12 protein-coding genes are annotated in these 12,065 nt (G+C 51.7%); all 12 read right to left on the bottom strand.

What is annotated here, in order from left to right; genetic code table 11:
• Positions 1–14: 14 nt before the first annotated feature.
• On the bottom strand, positions 15–833 hold the full coding sequence (locus COY37_RS04945; RefSeq protein WP_286976502.1) for a type III pantothenate kinase: 819 nt from the start codon (positions 831–833) through the stop codon (positions 15–17).
• Positions 834–952: 119 nt separating this feature from the next.
• Positions 953–1,576, bottom strand: a complete 624-nt coding sequence (locus COY37_RS04940) for a nitroreductase family protein (RefSeq protein WP_286678818.1) — start codon at positions 1,574–1,576, stop codon at positions 953–955.
• 117 nt (positions 1,577–1,693) lie between these two features.
• Positions 1,694–2,233 carry a biotin transporter BioY gene (locus COY37_RS04935; protein WP_286678817.1) on the bottom strand — a complete coding sequence of 180 codons (540 nt, stop codon included), beginning with the start codon at positions 2,231–2,233 and terminating at the stop codon, positions 1,694–1,696.
• A gap of 71 nt (positions 2,234–2,304) precedes the next feature.
• Positions 2,305–3,303, bottom strand: a complete 999-nt coding sequence (locus COY37_RS04930) for a biotin--[acetyl-CoA-carboxylase] ligase (protein ID WP_286976497.1) — start codon at positions 3,301–3,303, stop codon at positions 2,305–2,307.
• A 24-nt stretch (positions 3,304–3,327) separates the two neighbouring features.
• Positions 3,328–4,194 (bottom strand): carboxylating nicotinate-nucleotide diphosphorylase, encoded by an 867-nt coding sequence (nadC, locus tag COY37_RS04925; RefSeq protein WP_286678815.1) that lies wholly within the window; start codon positions 4,192–4,194, stop codon positions 3,328–3,330.
• Positions 4,184–5,791: an L-aspartate oxidase gene (gene nadB, locus COY37_RS04920; protein WP_286976494.1), complete on the bottom strand. Its 1,608-nt coding sequence runs from the start codon at positions 5,789–5,791 to the stop codon at positions 4,184–4,186. Before nadB ends, nadC begins: the two co-directional genes overlap by 11 nt.
• Positions 5,792–5,838: 47 nt before the next feature.
• On the bottom strand, positions 5,839–6,732 hold the full coding sequence (nadA, locus tag COY37_RS04915) for a quinolinate synthase NadA (RefSeq protein WP_502690516.1): 894 nt from the start codon (positions 6,730–6,732) through the stop codon (positions 5,839–5,841).
• A 96-nt stretch (positions 6,733–6,828) separates the two neighbouring features.
• The gene (gene folK / locus COY37_RS04910; RefSeq protein ID WP_286678839.1) at positions 6,829–7,317 is read right to left on the bottom strand and encodes a 2-amino-4-hydroxy-6-hydroxymethyldihydropteridine diphosphokinase; all 489 of its coding nucleotides are present in this window, start codon (positions 7,315–7,317) and stop codon (positions 6,829–6,831) included.
• A 38-nt stretch (positions 7,318–7,355) separates the two neighbouring features.
• Positions 7,356–8,555: a dihydropteroate synthase gene (gene folP / locus COY37_RS04905; protein WP_286678813.1), complete on the bottom strand. Its 1,200-nt coding sequence runs from the start codon at positions 8,553–8,555 to the stop codon at positions 7,356–7,358.
• Positions 8,556–8,584: 29 nt separating this feature from the next.
• A complete protein-coding gene (gene folE, locus COY37_RS04900; protein WP_286678812.1) occupies positions 8,585–9,148 on the bottom strand; it encodes a GTP cyclohydrolase I FolE in 564 nt (187 codons plus the stop codon).
• 187 nt (positions 9,149–9,335) lie between these two features.
• Entirely contained in the window at positions 9,336–11,261 is a 1,926-nt protein-coding gene (gene ftsH, locus COY37_RS04895; RefSeq protein ID WP_286976493.1) for an ATP-dependent zinc metalloprotease FtsH, read from the bottom strand.
• 87 nt (positions 11,262–11,348) lie between these two features.
• Positions 11,349–11,927 (bottom strand): hypoxanthine phosphoribosyltransferase, encoded by a 579-nt coding sequence (hpt, locus tag COY37_RS04890; protein WP_286976490.1) that lies wholly within the window; start codon positions 11,925–11,927, stop codon positions 11,349–11,351.
• Between the last annotated feature and the right edge of the window lie 138 nt (positions 11,928–12,065).

Genomic DNA, 12,065 nt, shown 5'->3' with positions numbered 1-12,065 from the left:
TATTACATAAATTCTTATATAAGGCCGCTATCGTGAGAAAGTGGATGGATTCGGTTGGACTGATTTCTTTCAAAAATTCTTTGCAGGCCGGTAAGTGTAAGTGTAGGATCGACCGCCGTAAGACGCTTGCACTCCGGGGCTATGAGCCCGGCGAGACCTCCCGTGGCAACGACATGCTTTAGGTGGCCCATTTCAGTTTCAAAACGCTCGACAATCCGATCGACCATACCGCCGGTACCGATAATAAGGCCTGATTGAACGCTACTGCGCGTATCCCTTCCGATGGCGCGCGACGGGGTAACGAGGTCGATTCGCGAGAGCCGTGCAGCGCGCTTAAACAGGGCTTCGGATGATACTTCGATACCCGGAGCAATCGAGCCGCCAAGATACTCCCCGCGCTCGGTAATCGCGTCAAAGGTCGTCGCGGTACCAAAATCGACCACGATAAGCGGGCCGCCGTATAACTCAAAGCCGGCAACGGCGTTGGCGATCCTGTCTGCCCCGACTTCTTGCGGGTTGTCGTAGAGAATCGGTACCCCCGTATCCGTGTCCGGTCCCACAACCAGGGCATCGGTTTTAAATATTTCGGTGAACATCTCTAAAAATGATGCGGTGAGCGACGGCACGACCGAAGCAATCGCAACGGCCTCGACATCCGCCAGGGTAAACCCGTTTAAATGAAAGAGGTTGGAGATTGCAACGGCCACCTCATCAGCCGTTGCATCACGGCGTGTTGCAATGCGCCAGCTGGCTTTTAGCCGCCGCTGTTCAAAACAGCCCAACACGGTATGCGTATTTCCGATATCTATAACCAGCAACATGCGCGGTTGCAATCAGATTACCTCGTTGAAAAAATCCGGATAAAAAAATAATACGTCCAACCCTTTGCTTTAGCAAGTGTAATAAATATTGTTGTAATAAATGTTGTTAATAAACGTGGAATGGGTTCTTTTTAAAATCCCAGCCAGGTGGTAGTAAAGTGATCCCGGGGCTGTGGGTCCGGATCGAAGAGTCGATATCCTATCGGCATCACCGTGACAAGCTCCCGGCCTTTTAAACCAAGGTAGTTCATAATCTCCGATTCCACCCATAGGGCCGAGGTCAAGCATACCGCCCCAAGTCCCAGCGACCAGGCCATAAGCTGCATGTTCTGTATGGCACCGGCGCAGGCAATGAGATCGACCTTATGTGCGTGTGCGTATTTGTTGGTTTTCTTAGATACGGTGACGAAGATTATGGCGGGCGCTCCTCCAAGGTCTTTTGCAAAGTCTTCTATCTGCTCCTCGCTCATGAACTGGGACAGCTCTTTGGGGTAGAGCGCCAATATGTCCGCCAGGTATGCCGGGAATTTACGGATAATTTTAACAAGCTCATCTCTTACCTTGCCTGTTGCCACAATAAAACTCCAGGGTTGGCTGTTAAGCGGTGACGGTGCGGCAATTCCGGCCTCAACCACCTTTCCCAGGAGTTCTTTGGGCACCGGATCGGATTTGAAGTTGCGCACTGTTCGTCTTGAAAATATAGCATCTTCAAGCGTCATGGAGGTCACTTCCATAGGTTTATCTTTAAGAGCCATATCGATCACTTCCATAGGTTTTTATAGGCGAAACTCCATTTAATTATATCATATCTTGCTAAGAAAATAGCATGCAAACTTTTGCAAGGTTCGCTTCGCATCTGGATATCTGCAAGCCTAAGTATCAGTATCATCCCCACTTGTCGCAAAGCCTATCCTCCTTGCGATAGTAGCCGCAATAACGGCCTTTATAAAGTCGGGAATGATAAACGGCACAGCGCCCGCCAGGATGGCTTGGACCGGCGTTAATCTGGATATCAGGGCGAGTTGAACAACGCCCAGCGTATAGATAATCAGCACACCGGCGCTCATCGCTATAATGAGCTTGCCGGTAGTATTGCCGATTTTTGTAACGATAATCCCGACAATAAAAGCCGCCGCTATAAATCCAAGAAGATAGCCTCCCATCGGGCCGATGACAACGCCAAGCCCCGCCGCGCCCTTGGCAAACACCGGAAGCCCTATAGCCCCCATTAACACATAGATAATCATACTGAGGGTCCCGTAAAAGGGCCCCAAGACCGCCCCGGCGAGCAGTGGAACGAAAACTTGTAGCGTTATCGGTACGGGACTAAAGGGGAGCGGTATGGCTATTTGAGCGGCAACAGCGGCAAGTGCGGCTAGAAGTGCGGCTTTTACCATCGCGGATATATTCATGAGAGCGCCTTCTCCTTCTAATTGTAAACCATATTATTATTTATGGTTTACAATTATAGGCGAGCGTTATCTTAAGTCAAGCGTTGTTTCTTGACGCTCACATCCCCGGCGGCAAACGACTTGATCTCCCCACCGGGCAGTTGTATCCGTATCGCGCCGGATTGATCGACTCCAACAAACTCGCCCTCGACCTCACCATGCAGCATACGTAAGATAATATGCCGGCCAAACATCCGACAACGCTTCATCCATTCGTCCAGAATTTCCTGCCAGCCCCCCGCGAGCAAGGTTTTGCTCCTATTCTCTAGCTCGAGGAGCAGTGTCGCGACAAGAGAGCGCCTGTCTATCTTTTTGCCCAGGGCGGCAGCGAGAGTCGTCGCGTGTTCTCGGCTGTCGATGGGGATAGTATCAAGATCGTTGTTGGCGTTAATCCCGAGGCCTATAACCAGGTAGTCGATGCGATCGGATTGAGCGCTAATCTCGAGCAGAATCCCGCAAACTTTCTTCCCGCCGATAAGGATATCGTTGGGCCATTTTATTTCAGGATTTAGACCGGCTGTCTCAATCGCTCGGGCTGCCGCGACAGCGGCCAGAAGGGTGAACTTTGAGGCCTCTTGCAGAGGGATGGCGGGCCGCAGAATTATTGAGAGCCAGATACCGCCCGGTGGGGATACCCATCTGCGGTCAAGGCGCCCTTTGCCCCGACGTTGCTCGTTGGCTATAACCACGGTTCCCTCCTCCGCGCCTTTCTCGGCAAGTTCTTTCGCATAACGGTTTGTCGAGTCGATCGTGTCCTTGTATACGATAGTTCTGCCAAACGTTGTGGTCGCCAGCAGAGGAAATAGCTCTTCGGCAAGAAGCGCATCGGGAGACGACAGCAAACGGTATCCACGGCGTGGCGTGGCTTCAATCTCATAGCCCTTCTGTCTCAGGCTCTTGACATGCTTCCAGATAGCGGCACGCGAGATGGATGATTGAGCGGCCAAATCCTCGCCCGAGATATAGTCGCAGTCGCCGTGTTTTTCTTTAAGCGCTTTTATTACCGCCGCCTCCGTCGAGTGCCCCTTCACGTCGCCTCCTGACTAACTTGACTCTCATTCATCGGCTTTCGACCCGTCCGTGACGTCCAGCGAGATATCGAGGGGCTTTGCCGCCTGGGTGATAGCGCCGACCGAGATGCGATCTACTCCGGTCGCGGCTACCGCGGCTATTGTGGCAAGCGTGACACCGCCGGAGGCCTCCGTGAGGGCTTTGTCACCTATCAATGCAACCGATTCCTTGAGCAGAATGATATCCATGTTGTCGAGCAGGATAATATCGGCGCCCGCTTCCAGAGCCTCTTTGACCTCATCCAGGGTCTCGGCCTCTACTTCGACTTTGAGGTCTTGGTTGTAGCCACGCGCCCTGCGCACGGCCTCCCCAATACCGCCCGCCGCCTTGATATGGTTGTCTTTAATAAGAAATTGGTCAAAAAGACCGTAGCGGTGGTTAACGGCACCCCCGACGCGGGCCGCATATTTTTCGAGGTAGCGAAGCCCCGGTGTGGTTTTTCTCGTATCTAGAAGCTGTGCTTTATAGCCTTCGATTTCTTTTTTATAGGTACGGGTCTCAGTCGCAATCCCTGATAGGTGCTGAACGAAATTAAGTGCGGTTCTCTCGGCCCCAAGGACGGCCCGCGCATCACCGGAAACCTCGGCAATTCTAGCGCCGGCTTCGACAAAATCGCCTTCGGAAACGAGGGGTGTAAAAATGATATTCTGGTCGAGATGTTTAAACGTCTGCTCGGCGACGGTAAGGCCCGCGATTACCCCGGGGCTTTTTGCAAGCATCTGCGCGTGCATCGTGATTCCGCTGCCGATGACTGCTTTTGAGGTGACATCGCCCGACGTGCCAAAGTCCTCTTCTATTGCTATGCGTATCGCCTGCTCGATCTCTTTATCCGGCAAGGTGTTATAGCGCAACGGCATCCTCCGTTAAACGGTACTCGATATGACGCAGCCATTCATCGCTTGGCTCGGGATAATCCTCCCGGTAATGAACACCGCGAGATTCTTTGCGCTCCAGCGCGGATCTTGCAACGAGCCCGGCAAGCGTGAGCATATTCTGCAGTTCAAATCCTTCGGGATTGACAAACCCGGCCTTAAGAAGCCCGCTTTTGGAATCAAGTTGAGAAATTGCGTATTCAAGGCCTTTCTCTGAGCGGACGACCCCGACATAATCCGTCATAAGTTTCTGAAGCCACCGGCGCTCCTTCTTAAAATCGATCTCAGTCTGCACCCTATCCATATCACACGCGATGCGAAGGTTGGGGTTTGTCTCCTGCCCCTCTTCCGAGAGTTTCGCGATAACGGTATCGGTAATCCGTTTGCTAAACACAAGGCCCTCAAGAAGCGAGTTGCTTGCAAGACGGTTCGCGCCGTGCACGCCGGTGCATGCGGTCTCCCCCGTTGCGTAAAGACCCGGGATATTGGTACGACCGTCCAGGTCCGTTTTAACGCCGGCCATTGTGTAATGCGCCGCCGGCCTGACCGGGATAAAGTCCTTTGAGATAGTAATCCCGTTCTCGCGACAGTGTGCCCATATATTTGGAAAGCGCTTTTTTAGTTTCTCCTTAGGCAAGTGGGTCGCGTCGAGATAGATCGGGCTATCGTTACAACGGTGCATCACGCGAACCATCTCTCTGGTCACCACATCCCTTGGCGCAAGCTCTGCCAGGGGGTGCCTGCCGACCATAAAGCGCTCACCGTTACAATCCCTCAAGTACGCCCCCGCGCCACGCAGAGCTTCAGTGATGAGAAACCTCGGCATGGAGTCGCTGTCAAGCGCTGTCGGATGAAACTGTATGAACTCCATATCGGTGACTACCGCACCTGCGCGATACGCCATTGCAATGCCGTCACCGGTTGAAATCACGGGATTGGTAGTAACAGAAAACAGTTGTCCGGCCCCGCCCGTAGCCAGGATAACCGCCTTTGCAAAGTGAACGACAAGCCGCCCCGTAGGCTCATCCAGACAGACGACCCCGGCACAGCGTCCATTCTCTACCAGCACATCCAGGCTGAACCTGTGCTCAAACACCTGGACGCTTTTCCACGCCTCGGCCGTTCGGATCAGGGTGGCCTCGATTTCGCTACCGGTGGTGTCCCCTGAGTACAAAATCCTGGCCAGATGGTGCCCGCCCTCCCGTGAGAGCCCGATGTGATCGCCCTGCCAATCGAATTTTGCTCCAAGCCGGATAAGCTCACCGATGCGATCGGAAGCCTCGTTTACGAGGACATCGACGGCTTCCCGATCGCACAAGCCGGCGCCCGCTTCAAGGGTGTCTTTTAGATGCAGCTTCGGAGAATCCTCCGGGCTGACGGCGGTCGCAACCCCACCCTGGGCGTACCAGGTGGCGGTCTCTTTTAGCTCGCTTTTTGTAACGAGGGCCACGTCGAATTGTTTGGATATCTCAAGCGCCGCAGAAAGACCGGCCACACCGCTTCCTACGACTACGACGTCGGTTACTACTTTATCAATGTTGTCCGTATTAAAGTTAACCAAATACCTGGGAATCATTTTTTAGCTTTCAGCTCTTTAAATAAACTTAAACATATCATTGTTTATTAAACAATCTGCAGCATCCTATCAATTGCGCGTTTCGCGAGTGCTGCTATATCTTCGGGTACCGTAATCACGTGTTCCATGTCCTGCAGCGAGAAGAGGACTTTCTCAAGCGTTGTTCTCTTCATGTTCGGACAGATTGCCCGTTCAAACGCGGGATAAAACACCTTATCCGGGTTTTCCTTACGCAGGCGGTGAAGTATCCCGACCTCGGTTCCGATGATGAACTCCTTGGCATCTGTTTCTCTGGCGTAGCGAAGAATGCCCTCTGTGCTTGCCACGGCATCCGCCAGCGCGATTACCTCCGCCAAAGACTCGGGGTGAACGACCGCTTTTGCGTTAGGGTGGGCTTCTTTTTGTTTTGTAAGCTCCTCCGGGGTAATCCTGCGGTGTGTCGGGCAATAGCCCTTCCAAAGGATAATATTTTTTGATGTCTTAGTTGCCGCATAGTGGCCGAGATGCTGGTCGGGAACAAAAATGATCTCATCAGCATCAATCGCCTCGATTATTTTTACAGCGTTGGCCGAGGTACAACAATAATCACTCTCGGCCTTCACCTCCGCGCTTGAATTTATATACGTCACAACCGGCGTTCCCGGGTGTTGAGCCTTAAATTCCCTCAGTTCATCCGCCGTCACCATATCCGCCATGGGGCAGCCGGCGTTGATATCGGGAAGCAGAACGGTTTTAGTCGGCGACAGGATTGCCGCAGTCTCCGCCATAAAATGCACACCGCAGAAAACTATCACATCGGCACTGGTGGCGGCCGCTTGCTGGCTTAAACGAAGCGAGTCGCCGACAAAATCGGCTATATCCTGCACCTCGGCCACCTGGTAGTTGTGGGCGAGAATTATCGCGTTCCGCTCCTTCTTTAACCTCTGTATCTCGTTAACCATATTCGTATCGCAGCTCAAATCACTTACACCTCTTACATATTTTACGGCTTTATCGCCGCTTGCGTCTGTTGGTACCCCGTGCTCATTATAACGCCATCACACTAAACTGCCAATTTTTTCGGCCTTCTGTCCTGCTACTTCGTGAAGATAATCTAATGCTACTTCACCACGGGGAAGTACGATATCCGGCTCGATTTCGAGAAGCGGGACGAGGACAAAAGCGCGTTTTAACATTTCTGGGTGAGGTATGACAAGGTCTTCTTCATTAATTAGTGAGTTGTTGTAGAGAAGAATATCAACGTCTATGGTTCTGGGTCCCCAATGTAGCTTTCTTTTCCTATTAAGGCTCCTTTCAACCGTGTGAGCCAACTCGAGTAGCTCATGGGGCGAAAGATCGGTTGTAACCTCAATAACGATATTGTAAAAATTCTGCTGCGGCACATCCCCGACCGGTTCGGTCTCGTATACCGAGGAGCTTTTCACCAGTTCGACGGCCTCGTGATCAGCGATGGCGCGAACGGCTTGTCTCAGCTGCATAACGCGATCGCCAAGATTCGAACCAAGGCTTAGAAACACCTTTGCCATTTCAACCACTATTTGCTACCACCACTTGCAACCACTACTTATTCCGCTCCCATAATAATCGCGTCGGCAAGCTTGCATGCTCTCGCGACTTCTTTCACGTCATGGACTCGCACGATATTAGCACCCCGGGTAACCCCATAGACAACGCTTGCTATTGTGCCTTCTACACGCTCATCCGCCGGCAGATCAAGAACGGCCCCAATAAACGCTTTTCGAGAGGCACCAAGCACAATCGGATACCCGAGGCTCTTAAACTCAGAGAACCGCCTCATAATCTCAAGGTTATGATCGCGGGTTTTGCCAAAACCGATTCCCGGATCGATAAGGATTTTTTCGCTGGGAAGCCCCGCTGCAATCGCATTTTCGGCTTGCCGGTCGAGCCAATCGGCAACCTCGGCAACAACGTCTTCGTAGACCGGGTTCTGCTGCATATCTCGCGGAGTACCCTTCATATGCATGACGATTACCGGCACATTCCGCTCGATGGCAAGCTCCGGCATCTTTTCATCGCGCAATCCGCTGATATCGTTGATAATGGTAGCTCCGGCGTCAAGCGCGCGCTTGGCAACCTCGGGCTTGTAAGTATCGATCGAGATAGGAACATCAAGCTCACCCGCAAGCGTCTCGATAACCGGGATAGTTCGCCTGAGTTCCTCGTCAAGGCCGACCGGATCGGCTCCCGGGCGCGTCGACTCCCCGCCGATATCAATGATACCGGCTCCATCATCAACCATGCGCTTTGCCAGCTCGACGGCTACCGCGAAATCGAAATTACGGCCGCCATCGGAAAACGAATCCGGCGTTACATTGAGAATGCCCATAATGGTGGTCTTTGCCGCAAGGTCAAGCCTAAAACGGCCGGCCTCTATCACGGGCGGTTGTTTGTCATAGTTGCTAAGCGCGTCCTTAATTTGTCGGACAAGCGCTTTTAGGCCAAATGGCTGCATAACGAGCTTTTCGCACAGCTCATCATACTGGCGCAGCGTGCCCATGAGAATCATATCCACTTTTCGCAGGTCCATCTTATAGAGAACCCAGGGGGCGGCGGCCTCGCCACCGCGCGAGAGCATTTCCTGCTTGATGATATTTGCCGCACGCGAATCGATATCCGAGATAGTTATTATACGATGGATGGCTTTAGACGCCATGATATCGATGCCCTGGGCAGAAACATCCAGCCCTGCAAGCATCGTTCTGGCATCCTCAGGGTTATCTATGCATAAAACTCGTGACCTCACTACCATATCTCCCTTTTATATGTCCCCTTTTACTCACCTTTGATGAGTGACAGTGCCTCGGCACGCGCGGCTCCACGGCTTCTGAAAATACCCCTGACCGCCGAGGTAACCGTAGTAGAGCCGGGCTTTTTTACGCCTCGCATCGTCATACAAAGATGCTCGGCCTCAACGACCACCATAACGCCTCTAGGCTTTAACGCCTCCACCATCGAATCTGCGATTTGTGTAGTCAGTCTCTCTTGAACCTGCAGCCGTTTCGTAAAGACATCCACCACCCGAGCGAGTTTACTAATGCCGGTCACCCTTCCATCCTCGCCCGGGATATAGGCGACGTGAGCTTTTCCGATAAACGGCATGAGGTGGTGCTCGCAGACCGAATAGATCGGTATATCTTTTACCATGATCATCTCATCATGGTTCTCGCCAAACGTTACACCCAGTAGTTTGATCGCATCCTGGTTCATGCCGCTTAGGATTTCCTCGTACATCGAGGCAACGCGCCGCGGCGTATCCCACAGGCCTTCGCGATTAAGATCCTCACCGACTCCCTCGAGTATCAGGCGAACCCCTTGTTCAATCTTCTCCCTGTCCAAACAAGAAACCCCCTTTCAGGCCTAAAAATCGTGCACTCTAAGCTCTTTCAGCAAGTAATTTGCAGATCAACTAGAATATTATGTCATAATTCACGCAAATTGCGAATATGTGAAATACAAAAGGCCACGTAAACGTGGCCTTTTGTATTTCGAATCATATAAGCTTGAACATATAGTTCTTGCGGCCTTAACCTTCGACCGGCCTTAATTTGCCGGGCATATCGAGTACATCCTTACCCTTTGCCGCCGGTTTCTGCTCCTTAACGGGCCCGGTCGTTTCACCGCTAGCTACTTCTTTTGGGAGAAGTTCTTTTCCTTCAAGAATCAACTGCAACTCGCCCTTTTCCAGCGTCTCTCTATCGATAAGACCTTGCGAAATATGATCGAGAATTAATTTCTTCTCGGTTAATATTTGTTTGGCCCTCTTGAACGCCTCATCGACCATACGCCTGATCTCTTTATCGATCTCATAGGCGATCTCCTGGCTGTAATCCGGGTGTGAAGCAAAGTCGCGCCCCAGGAACACCTGGTCCTGCTTCTGGCCGAGGGTGAGCGGCCCGAGCTTCTCGCTCATACCGTACTCGCACACCATCTGACGGGCAACTTTTGTCGCTTTATCCAGATCGTCATGCGCACCCGTCGTAACTTCGCCGAAGACCATCTCTTCCGCAACCCGACCGCCAAGGAAGACGGCGAGATTGTCGGTAAGTTCCGATTTCGATACCAGGAACTTATCCTCGGTCGGGAGCGTCAGGGTGTACCCAAGCGCCCTCCCGCGCGGGATAATCGATATCTTATGAACCGGGTCGGCATGCTCAAGCGTATGTGCGACCAACGCGTGCCCGGCCTCATGATAGGCGATTATCTTCTTCTCTTTCTCGCTTATCAGGCGGGTCTTTCTTTCAGGACCCGCGATAACTCTATCGATGGATTCCTCAAGTTCCAACATGTCGATCTCTTTTTTACCGTGACGCGCCGCCAAGAGCGCCGCCTCGTTCACCAGGTTGGCAAGATCCGCGCCGGTAAATCCCGGAGTCCTGCGGGCGAGAACATCGATATCGATATCCTTTGCAAGCGGCTTACCCTTTGTATGAACTTTAAGAATCCCCAGCCTTCCATTAAGATCCGGCCTGTCGACGACGATCTGGCGATCGAACCTGCCCGGGCGCAGTAGCGCCGGGTCAAGGATATCCGGCCTGTTGGTCGCCGCGATAAGGATAACGTTATCCTTAATGTCAAAGCCATCCATCTCAACCAGTAATTGGTTAAGTGTCTGCTCGCGCTCGTCGTGGCCTCCGCCGAGACCGGCACCCCTGTGCCTACCGACAGCATCGATCTCATCCATAAAGATGATACACGGGGAATTTGCTTTAGCCTGCTCAAACAGGTCACGCACCCTCGATGCGCCGACACCGACGAACATCTCGACAAAGTCAGAGCCGCTTATCGAGAAGAACGGTACTCCGGCCTCGCCTGCAACGGCGCGCGCCAAAAGCGTCTTGCCGGACCCCGGAGGGCCGTAAAGCAGAACACCTTTTGGGATCTTCGCGCCAAGTGCCTGAAATTTGGATGGGTTGGCCAGGAACTCCTGTATCTCGTGCAATTCCTCAACCGCCTCATCGACACCCGCAACGTCTTTAAACGTGACCCGCGGAGAGTCTTTGGTGAGGCGCTTTGCACGGCTTTTTCCAAACGACATCACCTTGTTGCCGCCACCCTGCATTTGCTGGAGCATAAACATCCATATCCCAAGGATGAGAACGAACGGCAAGAAATTCAACACTATCGATAACCAAACCGTCTCTTTTTGTGGGTCGACGGTTATCTGCACGTTATGTTTTTGCATCTGTGTGACCAGTGTCTGATCCTGTGAAGGATAGTAGAGCGTAAATTGCCCGCCCTTATTATAACTGGCCTTGTACTGCCCATCGAGCCTGTGGTCCTTATCAAAAATCACAACTTTGGCCACGTGCTCCTGGTTAACCTGCTTGACGAAATCAGTATATTGCAGCTGATCCGGTTTCGCTGTGGGCTTGAGAGCCGTCGTTGCCAGCAAAACAATCACTAAGAGTATTAAAAACCAGAAGCCGGCGCTTCTAAAAAGCCTTTTCAAACAAGCTTCTCCTCATTTGTTTCATAACTGAAATGCTACCACAATTAATGACTCTGAACAATTTATACATATTCTCTATTTTAACCTTTATAGTATCGCGTCATCCTCATACACAGAACGCTTCAAGGTTCCTATAAAAGGAAGATTTCTATACATCTGCGCATAGTCGAGGCCATATCCGACCACAAACGTGTTCGGCACGGTAAATCCCGAGTACTTCAGCCGTATCGGTACCCTTTGCTTGCCTTCTTTGACGATAAATGAACATATCTCAAGGCTTGCCGGTCGTCTCGAACTCAGGTTTTTAATCAGATAATTCAGTGTAAGGCCGGTATCAAGAATATCTTCTACTATCAGCACATGTTTATCGGCTATATCATCGTCGAGGTCTTTTAGTATCCTAACTACTCCCGAAGTCGTCGAGGCCGACCCGTAGCTTGATATGGCAATAAAGTCGGTTTCGACTGAGATACCCATCTCCCTTATGAGGTCGGCAAGAAACACAAACGCACCCCTTAAGATACCGACAAGCATAAGATCTTTGCCCCTATAATCCTCGCTTATTTGCCGACCGAGTTCCCGTACCCTCAGCTTGATCTGCTCTTCTGATACTATTACATCTTCAATATCATCAGATAAAACCCGATCGGTTACGTTTGCCTCCATCATTCCTCCAATCGCATGAATCGTTACTACTCTATATCACCAATTACCTCCGAAAAAAACCAAAGGTTTTGTTTTGACCAAAGTAATGTCGATTACCGCCGTTGCGGTTTTAGACGCAACACCAATACCCGCTTTGTC

The sequence above is a fragment of the Candidatus Aquicultor secundus genome (assembly GCF_002791875.1).
GTDB lineage: Bacteria > Actinomycetota > Aquicultoria > Aquicultorales > Aquicultoraceae > Aquicultor_A > Aquicultor_A secundus.
This window is presented reverse-complemented; position numbering and strand designations above follow the sequence as displayed.

Excerpts from the sequence above, each read along its gene's own strand:
- COY37_RS04940 (WP_286678818.1), bottom strand. The coding sequence starts at position 1,576 with ATGGCTCTTAAAGATAAACCTATGGAAGTGACCTCCATGACGCTTGAA.
- COY37_RS04935 (WP_286678817.1), bottom strand. The coding sequence starts at position 2,233 with ATGAATATATCCGCGATGGTAAAAGCCGCACTTCTAGCCGCACTTGCC.
- nadB (WP_286976494.1), bottom strand. The coding sequence starts at position 5,791 with ATGATTCCCAGGTATTTGGTTAACTTTAATACGGACAACATTGATAAA.
- nadA (WP_502690516.1), bottom strand. The coding sequence starts at position 6,732 with ATGGTTAACGAGATACAGAGGTTAAAGAAGGAGCGGAACGCGATAATT.
- folK (WP_286678839.1), bottom strand. The coding sequence starts at position 7,317 with ATGGCAAAGGTGTTTCTAAGCCTTGGTTCGAATCTTGGCGATCGCGTT.
- hpt (WP_286976490.1), bottom strand. The coding sequence starts at position 11,927 with ATGGAGGCAAACGTAACCGATCGGGTTTTATCTGATGATATTGAAGAT.